Annotated in this window: 10 protein-coding genes; all 10 read right to left on the bottom strand. The window is 35.6% G+C overall.

Annotated features, from left to right (window positions below; all coding sequences use genetic code 11):
- Positions 1–5: 5 nt before the first annotated feature.
- From brxL to HMPREF1212_RS25020, 10 genes are read right to left on the bottom strand one after another with little or no spacing between them, the layout of a single operon-like run.
- Positions 6–2,033 carry a protease Lon-related BREX system protein BrxL gene (gene brxL, locus HMPREF1212_RS25065; RefSeq protein ID WP_046151581.1) on the bottom strand — a complete coding sequence of 676 codons (2,028 nt, stop codon included), beginning with the start codon at positions 2,031–2,033 and terminating at the stop codon, positions 6–8.
- Positions 2,034–2,048: 15 nt separating this feature from the next.
- Positions 2,049–4,544: a BREX-1 system phosphatase PglZ type A gene (gene pglZ / locus HMPREF1212_RS25060; protein WP_046151580.1), complete on the bottom strand. Its 2,496-nt coding sequence runs from the start codon at positions 4,542–4,544 to the stop codon at positions 2,049–2,051.
- Positions 4,545–4,556: 12 nt separating this feature from the next.
- Positions 4,557–8,246: a YobI family P-loop NTPase gene (locus tag HMPREF1212_RS25055; protein WP_046151579.1), complete on the bottom strand. Its 3,690-nt coding sequence runs from the start codon at positions 8,244–8,246 to the stop codon at positions 4,557–4,559.
- A gap of 18 nt (positions 8,247–8,264) precedes the next feature.
- Positions 8,265–9,797 carry an RNA-binding domain-containing protein gene (locus tag HMPREF1212_RS25050; protein WP_232430224.1) on the bottom strand — a complete coding sequence of 511 codons (1,533 nt, stop codon included), beginning with the start codon at positions 9,795–9,797 and terminating at the stop codon, positions 8,265–8,267.
- A 10-nt stretch (positions 9,798–9,807) separates the two neighbouring features.
- A complete protein-coding gene (locus HMPREF1212_RS26475; RefSeq protein WP_052725118.1) occupies positions 9,808–10,836 on the bottom strand; it encodes a DUF4365 domain-containing protein in 1,029 nt (342 codons plus the stop codon).
- Positions 10,837–10,847: 11 nt separating this feature from the next.
- On the bottom strand, positions 10,848–14,324 hold the full coding sequence (gene pglX / locus HMPREF1212_RS25040) for a BREX-1 system adenine-specific DNA-methyltransferase PglX (protein ID WP_046151577.1): 3,477 nt from the start codon (positions 14,322–14,324) through the stop codon (positions 10,848–10,850).
- A 14-nt stretch (positions 14,325–14,338) separates the two neighbouring features.
- Positions 14,339–17,893: a BREX system P-loop protein BrxC gene (gene brxC / locus HMPREF1212_RS25035; RefSeq protein ID WP_046151576.1), complete on the bottom strand. Its 3,555-nt coding sequence runs from the start codon at positions 17,891–17,893 to the stop codon at positions 14,339–14,341.
- A gap of 12 nt (positions 17,894–17,905) precedes the next feature.
- Positions 17,906–18,472, bottom strand: coding sequence for a DUF1788 domain-containing protein (locus HMPREF1212_RS25030; protein ID WP_157317147.1), 567 nt, complete (start codon positions 18,470–18,472; stop codon positions 17,906–17,908).
- Positions 18,473–18,485: 13 nt separating this feature from the next.
- Positions 18,486–19,142, bottom strand: coding sequence for a DUF1819 family protein (locus HMPREF1212_RS25025; RefSeq protein ID WP_074557827.1), 657 nt, complete (start codon positions 19,140–19,142; stop codon positions 18,486–18,488).
- Entirely contained in the window at positions 19,135–19,371 is a 237-nt protein-coding gene (locus tag HMPREF1212_RS25020) for a helix-turn-helix domain-containing protein (RefSeq protein ID WP_046151573.1), read from the bottom strand. The genes HMPREF1212_RS25025 and HMPREF1212_RS25020 overlap by 8 nt, the downstream gene beginning before the upstream one ends.
- Positions 19,372–19,471 lie beyond the last annotated feature (100 nt).

The following is a 19,471-nucleotide window of genomic DNA, read 5'->3' as shown; positions in this document are numbered from 1 at the left end:
ACATTCTATTTTATTCCTAATGCTTTAAAAGCTGCATCAATAGGATCCGAATATACTTCCAAACTGAATTTTGATATTAGGTCAGCTGGAACTTTAGAGTAATTAATCATGTCCGCAACAGGTATCAGAATTCTTTTAGCACCTGCATCTTGGGCTATTTGTAAAGCACCTGCTAAATCGCTTGTAGGAATAATAGTTCCACCAATACTCATTGAGCCAAGTATGCACATCTGCGGTTGAACGCATCTTCCTGTTAAACCTGAAATAAGGGAAATAAAAACTCCTAATTCCAATCCTTCAAGAGTACCAATTCCGTTAATATCTGTAGCTTTCATGTGCATTTCGTTTTCTGCAAAGTGTGCGCTCTGAGAAATTCTGCTTAGATTAGAACGGCAATAATTTACAGCTTCTTTAAGTTCATCACTGATAGCACTGCCTGTCCCAAATCCAGTATGGGTGAATTTACCGGCTCCGGGCATTACCTGTAAATCTAATCGTACCAAGCCAAGATTTCCTTCTCCTGGCTGGTGTGCGATACCATAAAGAGAACCAGGCTGCAATTCACCTTCAGGGATAAGAGCAGAACCACCGCTTTCAGGAGTATTCACATAATGTTCTTCACCATCCTCAATATCAATATAACTGAAATGTACATCGTAAAATTCTAGTCCACCAATCTTCTTTAATTGCTCCTTGATACGGCGGCGACCAATTAGCGCATATTCCAAGCAGAGACGAACATCTTCCTTACCATAATTTTCATCAGGGAATAATAGTTTAAGAAGACCGCTCACTGTTTTCTTGACAGCAATAACGTCACGTTGATTCAAATCCTTGCCTAGACGGAAATATTTCTGTATTGCATCACTAGAACTACGCTTACGCATTTCTCTTAAACATTCAGAGAAATAATCAGATATAAAGCCGTATGAATCAGTAAAGAACTCAGGTCGCATCTTTGGAATTTCCCAACCAGGCAGGTAATGGTGGAAACGGTCAAAGAATGCAGTATCAATCATATCTTTAGGAAAAGGAGAAAGCAAATGACTTACCTTTACCAAATTCTCAATACTTCCATTGATATTACCCACAAAAACCATTGAAGCAGAGGCATTGATGCTTTCCTTGCCACGGCTGAATGAACCATTCGCCATGTATCCTTTCATAATCTGAATGCCATCCTTATCCTTCATGTTGATACCTGCTACTTCGTCGAAAGCGACAACGTCCCATGTTCCTACAAGACCGACCTTATGCTGTCCCATGTTGTAGAATAGATTAGCTACTGTAGTCTGACCACCGGAAATAAGTATAGAGTAAGGGGAGAGTTCATCATAAACATACGATTTACCTGTTCCACGAGGTCCAAGTTCGCATATATTATAATTATTCTCAACGAATGGAATCATTCTTGCCACCAAATGCCATCTTGTCTTTTCATCAAGATTAGTCGGTTCCATACCTATACTGCGGCAGATAACCTCAATCCATTCATCGAGGGTAAAGTGCTTTCTGCATTCTATGTATTCTTCCAAGTCAGTGGATGGCATCTGTATTGGTTTGAGCGAAACCAAACGGAACGGACTTTCCTTTGTGTTTTCATCATAGTTATATTCCATATCTATGATACACCATATTCCGCCACACAACAGCTTCTCATAATTCTTGATGTAACTGTCATCTATTATTATGTGATTGAGGTTGATATTAAATATCTGTCCCTCATAACAGTTGTTGTGCTCATTTAGTTTTGCTGAGACCTTATCAATAATCTTATAATGACCTCGCTCACGAATTTTTGATTTAATCTTTTCCGCTTCATCTGGTCTTACAAAGTTTTCGGCTAGTACATGTTTTACCATGTTGGTACCGTTCTCAATATCTTCCTCGTTATCAGTGGCACAGTACATGCCTAGAAGATACTCTAAAACGTAGCTTGGTACGTTCGCACCTTCCTTTATGCTCTTTGTAAGGTCTTTGCGAACAACCTTACCTGCATAATAGTCGTTTAATTTTTTATCTATTTCGTCCATTGCTAATCTCCTCCTTTAGAATTCTGCTTGAAACATTACACTTACTTTGTAAGCAGCCTCCTTATATAGTGCGAACTGCTCTGAGTCTGGCAACTTCTTTTCCATTCTCAACACAACTTCCTGTCCGTTTAGCTTAGACAGTTCATTCTTGAACATAAAGATATGCTTTTGCTCTCTTTGTGTAGAATCATTACTTTGGCTATCAAAAACCATAATAACAGAGTCTGAAATCAAATTACCATTTGGATCATAGAAACCCATCTTCAAAGTCAAACCTTTGACCTTCTCTGATACAACTTCCGACTGATAGAAACTTATCGTTTGATTGTTTGTAGTAAGTCTTGATCGCTGATTTAGAATATCGACATCAACCTGACTAACATCCTGTTTCTTTTGTATGTTAACATGTAGCACAGGTACAACAATCTCTTGCAGCATTGAACCTCCATGAACGAAACGGCTTCCTGAGCCTTGTTTACGTATTCGGTTCATTGCTTTGGCTATCTGTACTTGTTTGCCGGTCTTTAATCCTACATCTTCACTATCCCAAGTCTTGACAGCTGCTCCTGTTTGCAGATTCTCACCAATCACAAATCTTCTTGTGTCGGTGATGATGTCTCCGTGAACTTTGAAGTCAGTGAAGTCACTTTCATCCAATTGCTCATTTTGGAACAAATATCCATGGTCGGATGTGACAAGTATGTTTGAGCCATTACCATTGCGAATCTTATCAATAATTTTAAGTATATGCTCAAATTCATCTTCTGTTGCCTTAAAAACATTTCCTTCTGTATCTTTGTTGTCGCCTGTTTTGTCGATGACATTACTGTATATGTAGATTAAGTCAAAATCCCTGAAATAAGTCTTAGGCGTCGATATTTCCAAAAAATCTTCTGCTCTTATTGCAAGACTTTTCAAAACCTTCTTATTCAAGACTTTATTTCTGTTTTCAGTGCCTTTGGTACTTGAACCGTCGGCGAAAACTTCATCAGCAGGCTTTTCATACGATAATTCTCTGTTTGGCAATAGTGCAGCCATGCCAAGCTGGGTGTATGATGGAAGTGTTGAAACCATAGCTGGCTTCATGGTAGTCACCATACGGTTAACTTGGGCAATGCGCTGTTCCATCTCTACCATAGTCTCATAGCGTAGCGCATCACTGATAATAACGAAAAGCTTATTATTTTTAACCACAAAAGGAGAAACATGATAATCATAGAAACGGCGTTGGTCAATAACATGATTAATTCTCCATTTATCCATATCATCAACTAATGGTTGCCATTTGTTTGCAAGTTGCATCAAGAACCCATTGGTATAAGTTCGCTGGACTATTTCTGTAATGTTTGCTAACAAACCATAGCTTTCTGCTTCCTTTGCTTCACGGAAATAATGACGGTAATGCAAATCTATTGAATACAGGTCATTGCAATATAATTGAAATCCCTCTTCCACAGAATTAATGATTAGTCCGGACATCATCTGGTCTATATCTTCCAACATACGCCTTGCCTCCAACAAAGCTTTTATAGTATGGGCTGCAACAGAGAAAAAGACTTTGTGCTCTCTCTCATCAACGATGCTCTCTATTTGTTCCACAGTCATCGTGCTATTTGCAACTTCTACTTGCAGATGTTGAGCAATCAGTTTATCTACACAAGGGAATGTTTCAATAGGTAAAAGTTGTTCCAATGTATAGTCTTGCAATGATTCTTTTATATTCAATTCTTGTTCAAGAAGTGAAGACCATTCCTTATACATGTCACCAAACTGTCGGCTGTCACGCCAATCTCGCATGAAGATATATGCTTCGTTGGTCAGTGTATTAGATCCTTGATGACGAAGCAAATCATTTCGGAATAGGACGATAATCAGATCCTTTATGTTTCTGCTTTTGTCATATCCAAAATATGTTTCTACATCCTCCCAATAAACATTGCTCAGGTTATATTTTTCCAAACGGTTCTGCATGTCATTTTTGCCTTCCAATGTCTCTTTAGCCAAGGCGTATGTAAGAGCATCATATGTAGGTTCTGTTTTACATACCACAGAAAGCATTTGTTTCTCAATAGCCTTCACGTTCATTTGTGTAGTAAGGCGTGTAGTAATTTTTTGCCTATTCCCTGCTGTTTTAAAGAAGTCAGCGTGAGCATCCACAACTTTTGCTTTCAGCTCCATAGGAATGCCACACTCAGCGGCATAGATTGAACCCATATCTGCCGAGAAAGGTATTGATTGTACTTCCAAATCAAGTAACCAGTTATCTTCATCATCAGGTCTGGCTTCTTGACTATATATGATAAATCCTCTCTCTGGTTGTTCACCGGCGAGTATTCTGTGTTTCAGTGTGAAGGCATTCCGATTAAGAGTAAGAATTTCAACCCCTGGTATTTCAAGGCTTGAAACAAAATCATTCATCTGCCCACCTTCGTCATACCAGAATATGAATCTCTTGCGGTCAATCAGTTCGCTGAGAACACCCTGTATTTTATCTTTTGTTGAATCGTTCATATTCAATTATTCTTATTTTTTCGTTGAATGGTATATTTGGTCATTTTTGTTAGAATATGAAATAATAATTTCTTTCTGAATTAGAATTTTCATAAAATCCTCATTCAACTTGTTTCTTTGTATCTTTGGCGATTTTCTGGAATTAGCAATTTCATCATAAGGAGAACCTAAGGACACTAAGAACAATATTATTTCGTCATTATCTAAGTAATCATGAATCCGTAGAAACAGTTTTATTCTGTCAATTTTTGATAGTTCTTTCTTTTTTATCAGCTGCACCTTCAAAGAATCGCTTACAGAATATTGATTAGAATCCAATAATACATTATCCAAAACAAATTTTGCATTATCAATGCTGTTTACAATGATACTTTCATTAACTGAATTAATGAACCTAAACTTCATTTCTTTGCAAATTTTTGATGAGCTAAGAAGAAGCTCCATATCAGATGTATCAAAAACTATTTGATCTACTTGTTCGATGAATTTATCAGGGGCATTTTCAATTAGCTGAACATTCAGATCTTTGTAATTTAGACGTAAGAAATCATAACCAGCAACAACTTTTTGAACTTTATTACTTTCAATTAAAACTTTCATCCTCTCAGTAGTTATTAAACTTGGGTCAAAGTTATTGTAACACCATGGAATGGATTGCAGAAGTAATTTATATGATACATCATTAATACTTTTTTCGTGAATTAATGCCTTACATAATTTGCTATATACTTCAACTCCGTCTTCATTAATTGCAGTTGTCATTCTGCTTTTGGATAATGCAATTGCATTATTATCTTGATTTAAGAAAGTAATAACGGACGTTGATAATAAATCGCTATCATTTGCGAACATTGCTTGAATATTATCCCATGTTGGTTTTACTTTTGAATAATGGAATAATGAATGGGCTTCCTTGATGCCTGTAATAGTAGTTATATCATTAATAACCGTATCTATTTTTTGAATCAGTTTCTCTTTTAGTTCTAATTTCAAGTCTGAATTATTCAAAAGTAGGGTATATGAGTCAATATTTTCCTTCGTATTATCTGCTATTCCAATCAATATTTTCTCAACATAAGTATTTGTATTTTCTTCTATGTATGTCACGATTGAATTTAAGTCTGACTCTCTTAAATAAGAATAGTTATTTGTTTTGAATTTTTCTAAGTCAAATTTATCTTCAGGAATTATCGCTTTCAGCATTTCTATATTAATCTCATAATAGCAATTATTCATGAGAAACATCAAATCTTCTTTTGGCGATTCTGAATTAATTGTATTGAAAACAATTCCTAAAGATTCCACCAATCCTCGCCTTACTTTATTATCCATATCTATAATAAAGAAATCGCTGTAGTTTGCTATATAAGAGTCATTTTCATTAAATATTTCTTTAAGATCTTCAATCTTTGCATACTTCATTATTAATAGAAAATATTGTTCCTTTCTTTCATCAATATAGCTGGATTCTGAAAGTATATACCTCCATATATTATGCCAGTATGAACACAATTTAATTACAAATAAATCTTGAAATTTGGCTCTATCAATGTATTCGTCTATAAATCTGATAGTAATTTCCTGCTCATTTAAAAGCTGATTAAATAAGACAGTTAATTCATTTGTATAGTTGCATTCGAGTAAAGTATCTACAATATCAAAATTAAGGATACATTCCTTTTCAAAAGTAAAAATATTGATACGTTTGAGTAGTTCCTCTTTCTTATGCAGAACATAATCAAACTGAGGTGCCAATTCTCGTTTGACATTTATCAAAAATTGATAATCTGATTTTGATAACGCACCTTCATGGAAAATTGAAATGTAGTCTAAATAATTCTCATTTATATAACCATTTCTTAATAGAATGTCTATTAACTCTCCTTTTTTTATGTCATCACAGTTTACTTTTATTTTTCCTTCAGACAGTATTTGTTTCAAGCTACTTTTTTTGATGGAATTTTGTTCAGCTTGTAGCTCAATTATTTCTTTTTTAAGATCATTGTTGTTTTTAGATTGCTTATCTAAGATAATCTTTTCTCGTTGATCGTATGTAAAATTTGGATTAACTTGTTTTTCTATTTCTTTAAAATTAAGAGATTGACTATTAGCTGTTTTTCGTCCATAATATGTATTTAAAGAATAGAATTCAATTGTCCCGTTCTTTATTTTTGAAAATGTATCGTCGTTAGTAAAATAAGCAATATTTACAAATTTATCGTCATCTCGTAATCCCATAAAATCATTTTTCATTATACTATCACATACTTTGCTCACATAAAGAGTGCGTAATTCTTTTATATTTGAGGTAAAATATGCGTCGGATTCTCGCAGCCGTTCTTTTATTGATTTAATTTCTTTTTCAATTTTTGAAACCGCTTCTTGAATATATCTATTCTTACTATTAATAGTATTAAATAGTTCTCCTTTGTTTTCACTCAAATCAGTAAAGTCTTTAGGAAACAGATTCTTATATACGATAATAGCTAATAATTTATTCATGTCAAGCTGATTGCTATCCTTCGTGGCATATACATGAAATTCATTCATGATATTATATAGCAAGCGCATATCATCAATAAATAAGGATAAATCATCTATTAGTTCATTGTCTATTTTTGTAGATGATTCTTTCAGCATCTTTTTTAATCTATCTCCGGAGTTTGAGAAGTTTACAATAGGAATAACAGGAAGCATAAAATCAAAGAATTTTGCTCTGTCCTTATCTTGAAACATATCGTCCTTTATAGCATATATAAAAACGACATCTCGATCAATCTTCTTTGAATTGTTTATAAGAAGATTTATTTCACGAAGTTTTGTGAATACTTCAGAATCTCCAAATCTGTCTAAATCTTCGATTATAACAACATTGTAGTTCGTCGCTTCAAAGAAATAAATAATTTCATCAATATGATTATTAAGAATAGATTTACTTATACTTTTATCAATCTCAATTTCTGCTCCTTGTAAGTTCAATTTTTTAATAGAAAGACCAATTATTGAGCGAGATGATTTATAAATAATCAAGAATATTTCTACAATAAAAGCAATTACTGCAATGTATTTGGCAATATCACTTGAAAATATTTCACTTTCAAAATTAAAAAATAAGTCAAGTCTTTTGGGTTGAAATAGTATTATGATTGATATAGCAAAAATCATAGTAGCTATTGTTTGAATTAATAGATTCCATGATTTCTGTCTATGAATCCTTTTTAATCTTGAGTCTGGAGTTTTTGAATTAGTTTCACGATAGAAGAGCTGCTGTAATAAACTTAATTCAATTAATCGTTGAGTATCACTATTGGTAGAATGCTCATTTTCTTCATCTCTGGCAACAGTTTTCGCCTTCTTAGGTACTTCAAATGTTGCTAAAGAAATATTAAGGAAATGATCCTTTTTTGAAAACCATTTTTTGCTTTTAAGAGACCGTTGTTCTTCTCTTTTTATGAATGTTTGTAGGATACTACTTTTGCCTGATCCATAAGGACCAGATATAGCAATATTTTTAATTTGTTTTTTATTAGACAAAGCCCATGAAAGAGCATTAAAGTATACTTCACAATCTTCTGCATTATCTGTTGGAGATAATGGTTTATAAGGTAATTTGGTAACCTTATTTTGATTATCAGAAAACCATTCCCTAATTATTGATCTATATTTATTGATCTGTTGTTTTATCGTTATCCAAATTTTCATGAAGCTTTGTCTTTTTTATTATTGATGGTCTGTTACCAATTTGTACTTTTGTTTGTTACTATTGGGTTTATCTGGAATTGTCATCTCAATGACACCTGCTTGCATCATCTTATTTAAATATTTATCTTTCAAAGTACGAGTAGAGCAAGACATTGTTGATGAAAGTTCTTTCGCCGATTTTGCTTCTCCCAAACTCTTCAGAATTGTTTCTATAGAGTTGATATCGCTCTCTTGGAAATAACTTGGTATTAACTTGGCAAATGACTTAGGAAATGACTTAGGAAATGACTTAGGAAATGACTTAGGAAATGACTTAGGAAATGACTTAGGAAAATCTTCGCTATTATCTTGCAAATCAGTATATTTAATAGCTGAATAGCTTATCACTTCAAATGCAGTTATCTTATCAACATTAAATACCGGTTCTTTATTTCCATTATCAATCATCATATTCTTTACACGGCTTACACCACGATTGAACATATTCACATATCCCATTACTTTTAAAGCTTGAGCGATAATAGGATTACGATAGTCATTCACATTAGGAAAATTCTCAGGACGAGCCTTGCCATACAGCCCACCGGGATTCATTATTTCTATGCGGTCAGTAAACTGATAGAAGCGTGTAGGCATATTTGCCTGATAGTCGCGGTGCATACAAGCATTCAGAACCAATTCTCTCAGTGCATCCTTTGGATAATTCGATTGGTTCTTCTCTCTAAGTGTGCTAATAGCCACCGGGCTTGTTTTTACTACACCATAGTCGATAAAAGCCTCCAACTTAGGCATCATTTTGGCAAGACACTCATAAAATGGCTTGTCATCATCAATTTCCGCACCCTTATCCAGCCCAATAAAGCGTACATATTGTAGATATGCTCCATACAAGAACTGTTTTGGATTCTTTCCAAATAATACAATACAAGCATTAGTCGGACAATTATGTTCTATATCATATAAGCCTAAAGAAGCCATTTGCTGCTCTATATTTCTCGTATCTTTTTCCAGTTCTTCTGCATCTACAGCTTTAGGAATATATTCATTCTTTATAATGTCAATATAAATATCATCAATTTTAGCATTATAACAAGGCGAAGCATCAAAAGTAGCCATATTGCTCATACGTTTTTCCGATAGAATACGTTCTTCATCTATGGTTGCAATATCTCTACGTGGACCTATGCGAATGAATGTTCTTCCTCTATAGCGCACAGGGGTAGAAAATGATGGCTGTACTTCTACTATAAGTAGATCACCACCATCCAATTCGTATCGTTCGCAAGTCATCATAGGGATTGGCAAAATGTTGCCATCACTACGAATGCCGGAGATTTTCTTGAATAGATTGTCGTCAACTTTTAGTCCTGACAATTCTCCGTTATCTTTTGCTCCGATAATCAGATACCCATTCTGTCGAGAGTTAGACATATCGTTGCTGAAAGCACAGATGGCTTCTTGGAACTTATCCATATCACCGGTGCTCACTGTACGCTCTATTCTTGAGGTTTCTGTGCTATGCAGCAACTTATATATTTCATCCTTTGTCATAACATCTGTATTATTTTTCAAGAGAATCATTTAACTTCTTTATCCAAAATGCAATACTTTCTAATTCGGCTGTATATTCTTTAAGAACTAATGCAAACGAGTGTTCCGATTGTCTTAATTCGTATGAAGGAGAAGAAGTTTCTGAATACTTATCTGAACCTGATTTAAACAATTCTATTGAACCTTCAATCGTCTTAAGTTCATCGTTCAAGGCTGTTTGAATATATAGAATAATATCACTCGGTATATTCATTGTATTGCTGAACGAATATTCTGCCAATCTTATAGCTTCAATATGTGTTTTCCCAATAATTGGAATCTGACTTCTAAATTGTGTTTTGCATATATCTATAGCTAATTTTAGTGCTTTTGTATGTTTTGATATTTGCTTGTTTACAACCAATTCGTTTACACCATTCTTATTTTTATCAATAAATTTAGTCATAGTCTCTATATGACTTTTATATTTATTATCAAGTTGATTGAATATTAATGTACTATTTGATATTGCTTCCGCACAATTGCCAAATAGTTCTTCCCAATACTCGGTATCATAGATATCATTTTCATCAGAATCAGGTAATGTAAAATCTGATTGATATGTATCTATTATAGTATTTAATTCATTTAGAGAATTTTTATTGAGTTGGTGAGTATTAAATATAGTAATCTTATGTTCTTTATTAGTTTTAGAAATATTATGTTTCTTAACTAAAGTCCAATATATTATTTCTTTTTCAGGATCGCATAATGCTAAAATAACAGGCACACTTGACGATAACCAGTAATCGTAATGAATATTGTCAATATAGAATGTAAAATTTCCATCCTTATTAATGTTTACATTACCAAAGCCAGTTTTAAGTTGGATTGATATGTATTTAGCTGTTGGATTTCCGAAAATAACTTGTTCCACTGTTGCATCAATACCTACATCACTATTAGTGGTGTTACGACATATCCATTCTAATTCCTTAGAAATGCAAAGATTTAGGATGGCAATGCCTGTATCATCTATATTTTTATATCTAGCATTCATGATTTTTCTTTTTATTCTTCACTGCTTTCCAATCCCTTGATAGGTTCTACCAATGGATAGTATTTGGGATAATTTGCTTTTACTCCGTCGTCAAGGTCTATAGTTAAGCGGTGGCTTGCCATTTCTACCAGTTGCTGCTCGAAGGCATGCACCTCACGCACTTTGTCTTTTAGCTCATCTACCAGTTTCAAGGCTTTGTTTCGCTGTGCGGTACTAAGGTCATCGCGGGTAGCTTGGTATTCAGCTTCCTTTAGTTGCATCTCCACTTTTTCGAGATATGGATGCACATAGTCGGCATGAAGTTTCGACAGCGTGTCACCCTCTATGCGGTGCATATACACAAGTGCCTTGAAATATCCTTTCTTTTTCTTGTCGCCCATCTTTGAGGAGAAAAGCCAATAGATTGGTCGCTTCTGATACATCTGTACGTAGTCAGTGTAGAATGTCTTGAACAAGTATTCACGAAGATTACAGCCTAATGTATCGTCAATGAATTTCAAGTTATCGTAATAGTTAGTATCTCCGAATAGCTTTCTGATTGCAATCTGTACGCGCTCAGTCATGTCATCGGCAAAGAAGTCCGGCTCTTGAATGAATGGGATAATGCCATCATCATCTATCTCCAAAGTCTTTTGAACTTCAGGGTCAATAGAATCTAATGTTTGTCCTTGGCTTGCTATTATTAGTCCGGGCTTATCTACGGAATATCTGCCCATGTAGCAGCCAATAAGATAGCTGATGAACTGCTTAATGATTACATCGTTGTGCCATATTATCTGGTCGTCTTCTATGCTTATTTCTCCCTCTTGAAGGATAGTGATTTCTTTGAGTAGCACCTCGGGTGTAAGTTCGTCTTGCAGGCCGTAAATTTCTATGAATTGACGATTGAGCTCTTCTTCGTTGGCATGGAGTTGCATAAACAAGGCTTGCCATTGCTCACAGTAAGTTTTGCATACTTCAGACAATAGCACACCTCTATTAGCCTCAGCTATCATTCGAGAATGATAGAATTGAGATTTTGACATTCCAATTTCCCCCAACATTGCATCAAACAACGGTGATGTTTGGAAATCCCAACTCGTTTCGTGGGCATCCCAATCAAGTTTAGAAATAGTGATATTTTGTTTAACAGTATAATCTATCGCATTTGACGGTTCCTCAATTTTTGGAACTAATGGTATTGAGTCAATATCTTCTATATTGGTATTTAATGTTGGATTTAATATTTTTAGATATTTATCTATAATGTTTGAATTCATTAAGCCTAACAAGATTTCCCAATTGTTGTTTTGAGGTACTCCGATTGAACCTGAGACATCCCAAAGAAAGCCATTATCACAATATCGCGTTGAGAATCTTTGTGATCCAATCAAAGACCATGTAAAACAAGGTTTGAGATAATATTTGGAATTGGTGCTTCTATTTCTAACCAAATAATCACCTCCATTTTTCCAATAAATTACATAATCATTATTGCCGAACCATTTTCTTACACTTCCGCCTTTTGTATATGCAATCCAATATCTGGAGTTGTTAAATAATGTTGCATGGATAGATACGTTCTTATAATCTACCTCATACCATAATCTTAAATATTTAGTTGTATTACCAGTAATTATTCCTTGTAAATTATGTATGTTATCGGACAAGAATTTCTTATAAAGAAAATTATTTTTTGCTTTTTCAGAAGCCCAATATGAAATCTTATATCCCGGAATCTTCTCAAAGTTCTTCTGAGAAACGTTGCTAAAGATGATATCTTGCTGATCTCTCTTTTCTGTATCAATTTGTTCGGGATTTAAAAACATCATTTCTTTTGAATGACAATTTCCTCCTGCAACCAATCTGTAATATATTCCTCCAAATTCACTTGGCCTATGATTAGCCACAATAAAAGCTGCGTTCTGAACCACCTCACCACTAATTTCATCAAAGGTACGAGGACCAAGATGAAGTAAAGAATCTATATTATAGTTGTCAAGAATTACGCCACGTAGCTTTTCATAAGAGGACAAGAACATCCAAGAGTGCATATTAATCATTGCCATCTTTCCGTTCTTTGCTGCAAACTCCAAAGTACGCTCCATAAAGGTTGCCATTATATCGGCTTTGGAATTTGGATATTCTTTGTTTACATAATTCTTCAATTCATCACAAAATCCTTTCCCCAAGTACGGAGGATTAGTAACCACACAATGATAAGTACCCGAAAGATATTCCGCTTGCTTCTTCAATACCTTTTGATTTGCTCCAAACAAACCGCTGTCAACCTTGATTGCTGTGCACTCATCAGGAGCAACTTTTAGCAAAGAACCAATAGTATCTACATTCTCAAATTGCCACATTAGGGAATCCTTCTGCCAACTACCTGATGATTCAATGGTGTCGTGGTCAATATTTTGCAGTGCAATGACATTAGGCGATACGGTGCGACGCAAATAGCGGCTATAGTAAGCACGAGCTTTCATTGTTAGCGCAAAGCTTGCCAATTGATAGCATCGAGGGTCAATGTCAATACCAAAAATATTATTGGTCAAAATAAGATTCGGAATATCCTTCGTCATTTCACCTTCTTCCTCATACATCTTTGTAAAGAGGTCGAAAGCATACACCAGCACGTGTCCGCTACCCATGCAAGGGTCGATAAAACGAATGTCAGATGCTTTACTGATATCTTCCGGTATTGGGTCAACTTGCCCGTCGGGAGACTTGATATAATATGGCATTTCATCAATAAGGCGACTTTCCTGGTGCAGCGTCATCCATATCTTGCCTAGGGTGTTCTCAACCATATAGCGCACCACCCAATGTGGAGTAAACAACTGAGTGGCTGCTGCCTGTTCATCGCTCTTCAATCCACCTTTCTTCGTTTTCTTAATCTCGGCATCAGCCTTGCGGTCAATGATATAGAACTGATACAGCCAGCCCATTAGTTCCACATTTTGGCAATCATCAACGCTCATTCCATTACGAATATCGGATACAAAACTTTGCTCCGACAGCAAATCATCGGGAAGAAGAAGCTCCGAATAATCGGCAATTCGCTCAAAAAGGAATGGCATGGCATGGTTCTTCTGATTACATACAGCAATCAAGAGACAGCGATAGAGTTTGGCCTCAGGCAGAAATTTATCGTCATCAGAAAGGCTTAATTCGTCATCTATGTTTCCCGCCATTGCATCCTGTAATATCTCCGGTCGAGTTTGTCCTGCGGCAGGAGTAACAATCATTGGAGAATTGTAGCCATTGGCATCCATAAAGCGAAGAGCCATAATACGATTAAACCAAGTATAAGCTACCTCCTCAATTACACCATCTTCTCCTTGCTGCGAAATTTTACTACGCAGCTTTTTTATTTCTTCTTCGTAACCCCTAAACTCAGAAGTATCAGTATTTAGCACCAGCTGTAACTTCGTTTTGATAAGCGAGATCAGTTTGATGCGTGTCTGTTGTGCAAAGGTCTTTAAAGCACTTGTATTTGTTGCCATTCTATTATTTTCTATTAATTCAACATGATATTGTTGTTCTGTTCAATAAAGTGCATTAACTGAGTTTTCAATGCATCTACATATTTTTCTACATCTTCTTTTGTTTCAAGAACAGGTTTGTCAAAAGTTACAGCCATAGCCTTCTGTTTGCTAACGACCTTATGAATAACATGAGGTGTATTAGGTTGTGCGATAGTATGTCCATCGCCATTCTGCTGTTGAGCTTTCTTGCGTGCTTCCTCTTCCTGTGCTTTTTGTTTCTCTTCAATCCAATGGTTGATAGAATCAAGACACTTGTTGTAAGTGTCTGTAACCTGATTATTCATTGCAATCAAGTTCCCGATGTATCGTTCAGACTGAGCTTTTGATTTCAACACTTCAAACATAGCCGTGATCTGCTGTTGTTGGTTGGCTTGCAAAGCACCGTATGAAGAAAGACCGGTAAGTGCCTGCAATTTTGTATCCAGAATAATAATGACATCAGCAATGGCTGCTTCCTGCTTTTCCTTAATCTCGTTTGTTATAGCATCAATGGTTGCCTTTCCTTTTGCCATTAAGCTCCAAGGTGTAGCTGAGTTGTATATCTCATCCAAAGCCTTTATCAACTCAGCAGAAACGTATGTAAGATTTGCTTGATTGCCTTTTTTCAGCGTGTCAATACGTTTGAAAATATCAAACTGTTTGCCATTAACGAATTGGCAGATTACATCAGCTTCATCTACTTTGCGGTCGATAGCATCCTCTATCTGATTGGTTTTAGTGTATAATCCAGGGTAAACACAACTTGCCAAGCAGCTAAGCAATGGAATGATTTCTTCCATTGGTTTCACAAAATCAAAGTGCCACTGATCTTTGATTGAACGTAGGTCTGCAATTTCCTTGTTGAGACGAGTTATAAATGCTGAGTGAACATCCTTTGCACTCTGTGCTGAACAACTTTCATCCTCAAAGAATTCTTTATATAGATTCTTTAATTTAGCAATCTGGGAGTTGGTGATAGTTTCTTCTATATCTACAATAAGAACAGCTTGCTGAGTGCCATTTGTCATATTGGTGTATAGGTCTCTATCGGGCACAATACCGCCGTTACTTCTAAATGAAATCTTGTCCATTTTATACAATTTAGCCAAGATACACAGCGATGCTGTTTCATACCAACCATAAGGTTTCGCCTTGAAATAATCAACGAGGTCTTTAACCTTTGTGCGAACACTCATGCCCTTGTTACGATTAATCCAGTTGAGAATTTCTTGTGAACAATTGTCTATTTGAAAACCAAATTCACCACTAGGTGTTGTGTCGTTTATGATTGTTTTAAGCATCGAATCATCATATTCGATAGTCAACATCTTAAGATTAGTATAAACTTGTTCCACAAGTTTAGTCATGGCTTCATTTAGACGTGTTTTGATGTCTGATGAACGTATGTCTGTAAGCTCTTGACCATTTATATAGAGGTGTGCGCTCTTTGTAAGTTCAACCAAACGATTTACTATGCTAACTCTACGGTTTGCATTTACACGACGCTTGTCTGTTACAATTTGCTGACGGTAGTTATCACCATTTGCAGACAAAAGTCTAGTCAGGCATTTATCTGCTTTTTTGAACATTGCAATATCCTCTGCCATGTATTTGTCTTCACCAAGTACCACACATAATTGCGTTGGATGTCCCATAGAATACATAAGCATTGCTTGTTGGTCGGTATTCACAAGACTATTTAAAGGTGTAACAAAATGGATATACATTTCAGAATCGCGACCATCTTGCTGTTCATCTACCATTCGTCCATAAGAGAATACCTTATTGTTTGACAGTTTTATTTTTGAGTCTGAGAAAATCTCATCACGGAATATTTTCTTCAATTCATTATTGATGGCATCAGGCTGAATGTCTTCATTCTTTATCTCATTCTCAATATCCTTTTCTTCGTTGGTCTGATAATGGTATTCGTCATTAGCACCTTTTTCGATATAAGAGGTATGAACCAACTTATTCAAAGCCTCTTGAATACGACTTTTGTATTCCGGAAAGTCGGTGTCAAGAGTAGGCAGCATGATTTTTGTTATATTGTCGGTTGTTGATGGGAAACCTTTCACATATTTTATCATGAAGAGTGTCTTCAAGACCTTCAATGCCATATCATCACCCAATGTTTTTTCTGCTTGCTGGATATCCGACTGAACCTTTGTTTGAAGGATTCCACGGATGCCTTCATACATATCACAGAACTGTACAATCTGATTGAGGTCTTTGTCCTTGTATGCGATGGCAACTTCTTGAGTAATTGTCAGAAGTGAACGCTCACCAACAGATTGCTGTTTACCGCTGAATGCATTGTTCTTGCTTAATTCAATGATAGCCCGTTGTAAAAGGTCAAACTGATAGTCAATAAAAGGGAAGTCAATAGCAAACTGAGCATCGTCTTTGTAGTTTGTCTTAAACTGACTGTTATCCCCAAAATTGAACAGGCTTTTGATGATATTCTTTTGCTGATCATATACTAAGCACAATTCTTTCTTTGGTTTCTCGTTTTTCTCAAGCAAACGGCGTTGGATGACTTCATCTGCATTTGCACTTGTCAGGTTGATGCGAGTGGTAAAACGACCTTGGATACGTGAGAAATCATATTCTTGTTGCTTTTCGAGATTACCAAGAGTGGCGTCGATATCCATCTGTGATGTTACCATGATTGAGGCAAGACCATCAGTCTTGTCAATTAATCCTTCTGCGATAGTTTGAAGGCTGAGCATACGGTGGACATCTTTCCCTATGAACTGGCCAACCTCATCAACAAAAAAGATAAATCGAGAACCAGGTTGTTGCTTATCGAGATGCTTCTTTACCAAGTTGACAAATCCATCAATGTCTAACTTATAATTCTTGATTTGAACTTGAATATTCTGATAGGCGATTTCTTTGCTGGTATTTTCTACATCAGCCATAATCTCAGCTAACTTTTGAAGTTTGAGCAGTATAGACTTACGGGCATCTTCCCAGTTTTCACCAAAGCGTTTTTTGAACTCTGATTTTAGATAATCAAATTTGCCTTTCTCATCAAAATATCTTTCAATCTCTGCAATCTCCGGTTTCTTATCATCGAATCCCATCTTGCGATTGAATTCCTTCAAGAATATATTTAATACAGGATCGATGCTGCCTTTGGCAACACCATCAAGTTTCTCTTGAATATTGAAAAGGACACTTTCTGTAGGTATGCGACAGGCTTTCTGAATATCACCTTTCAGTTCAAAATCGTCTTCGGCTTTGTCTGCAAAAATATCACCGCATTTACGTCCATCAATGACTAATTGATTTTCAAGAACGTATGACAGAATCTTCAGCAAGTGTGATTTACCACTTCCGAAGTCGCCTGATATCCATACGCAAGTAGGTCTGGTTGGTGCTACTAATGTCTTGAACAGTGTTGGAAGTAGTTTTGGTTGTTGCTGCTCAGCTGTGATAACATACTCGGTGATTTCATTGCTGAGCTCATTTTTGCTATCTGCTTTGATTACACCATTGATAGGGCGTTGAATGTCCTTTTTATATATTCGCTCCTGTATCATGATTTCTATGTATTAAATTTCTTTTATATCATTTAGATTATGTCCTCGGTAATAATTCTCGTCGGAGATTTTACCGAAAAGTTTTAATTGAAGATTGTTATAGTCTCCGGGGAAAAACAATATCAGGTTACAACTCTCTGTGAGTTCATCGATATTGTTTAAAATTCCATGTGAACGTATGAAAGGATAGATGCTCCCAACACCACTGATAAAGACAAAAGTGGAATTATCTTCAATTATCTTTTCTTTTATACGAGGAATGACTACCGATTTAATGTCAAGCATGCTATCAAGCGTGGCTATGATATCCTCTTTGGGAATATTAGCTTCTTCCTCGAAAATAGTTTCTAAGACACCTTCTTCTGAGAGTATTGTCATACAGATATCATATAGGTTTATTGATGTTGTTTCGAAACCTTTCTTTTTGAGTCTGTTAGACAAGCGTTTAATTTGACTGCTTTCTTCTGATTGTTGATCAGATGGTATCGGCTGGATATACAATGGTAATTCACCACCTAAATTCTTGCCGAAGCTAGGAGCCAACAGTTTGTTATACACACCATCAAAGAGTGTGTCCATATCGATTGATTGATTATGCATACAAGTCATGGAGATTAGAAATTTCGTTATTAGAATAGAGGTATATTGCTAACCATTTTGCATCATCCTTAACAATCATACGTTCTAGTTCTTCTGTAAGATACGGGCGACGCAGTTCTCCTGACTCAGCTGATTCTATTAGCTCTGTCTGTTCAAGAATACGGAATATTACCTGTCTCATCTTATAAATAGACAATTCGGATATTTTTTCCATTTCCGGATGTTCATACTTCTTCTCGTTAAAGAATTCATTGAAGTTGGCATAAGATATACTTTCGTGAAAATTATAAAAGCACTCCCTAACATTTTCATTGATGAAATCAAATATTAAACGGTATGCTTTGCAAATAGCTAATAGAATAAGTTGTCGTCTGGCTGATACAGAACCGTGAACAAGCATCTGTATTTCTTCATTATTGAGAACCTCAATACGTTGTTTCATCAACTGAAAATATCTTTGATTGGATGATAGTTTGCCTTTACTCATCAGATTCTCTTTTATTGTTTTTTCTCTGGTGAGTTCCCAATCTTGCCCACAGTCGAGATATGCTTCAGCGACCGCAAGGGTTTCGCTGAGCATAGCTGCGCCGGCTGTGAAAGCCATGTTATACACATTGTTATTCTCTTTTTCCATCATTACTTTATTCAACTCTTATATACTTTGCTTCAGTTTTTGATGAATTCAAAAGATCTTTAACGTCAACTTCAAGGACTCTTGCTATTTCAAGCAGTGTTTCAAGGCATGGCTGTGCAGTGTTTGTGCACCATTTTGAAACAGTAGCAGGATCTTTTCCCAGTGCATCTGCCAGCCATTTGTTGGTTCGTTTCTTTTCAGCCAATACAACCTTTAATCGATTGATGTCTTTATTCTTTTGCATATTACACCTAATTTATTGTATCCAAAATGCAAAAATACTAATAAAAATTGACAATATACCTTTTTGAACGACATTTATGCAAATATTATGGTGAATTACA

Origin of the sequence: Parabacteroides sp. HGS0025, from assembly GCF_000969845.1 — a bacterium.
In the GTDB taxonomy this organism is placed as follows: domain Bacteria; phylum Bacteroidota; class Bacteroidia; order Bacteroidales; family Tannerellaceae; genus Parabacteroides; species Parabacteroides gordonii.
Note: the sequence above shows the minus strand (reverse complement) of the source record. Positions and strands in the feature narration are given on the sequence as shown.

Excerpts from the sequence above, each read along its gene's own strand:
- brxL (WP_046151581.1), bottom strand. The coding sequence starts at position 2,033 with ATGGACGAAATAGATAAAAAATTAAACGACTATTATGCAGGTAAGGTT.
- pglZ (WP_046151580.1), bottom strand. The coding sequence starts at position 4,544 with ATGAACGATTCAACAAAAGATAAAATACAGGGTGTTCTCAGCGAACTG.
- HMPREF1212_RS25055 (WP_046151579.1), bottom strand. The coding sequence starts at position 8,246 with ATGAAAATTTGGATAACGATAAAACAACAGATCAATAAATATAGATCA.
- HMPREF1212_RS25050 (WP_232430224.1), bottom strand. The coding sequence starts at position 9,797 with ATGACAAAGGATGAAATATATAAGTTGCTGCATAGCACAGAAACCTCA.
- HMPREF1212_RS26475 (WP_052725118.1), bottom strand. The coding sequence starts at position 10,836 with ATGAATGCTAGATATAAAAATATAGATGATACAGGCATTGCCATCCTA.
- pglX (WP_046151577.1), bottom strand. The coding sequence starts at position 14,324 with ATGGCAACAAATACAAGTGCTTTAAAGACCTTTGCACAACAGACACGC.
- brxC (WP_046151576.1), bottom strand. The coding sequence starts at position 17,893 with ATGATACAGGAGCGAATATATAAAAAGGACATTCAACGCCCTATCAAT.
- HMPREF1212_RS25030 (WP_157317147.1), bottom strand. The coding sequence starts at position 18,472 with ATGGACACACTCTTTGATGGTGTGTATAACAAACTGTTGGCTCCTAGC.
- HMPREF1212_RS25020 (WP_046151573.1), bottom strand. The coding sequence starts at position 19,371 with ATGCAAAAGAATAAAGACATCAATCGATTAAAGGTTGTATTGGCTGAA.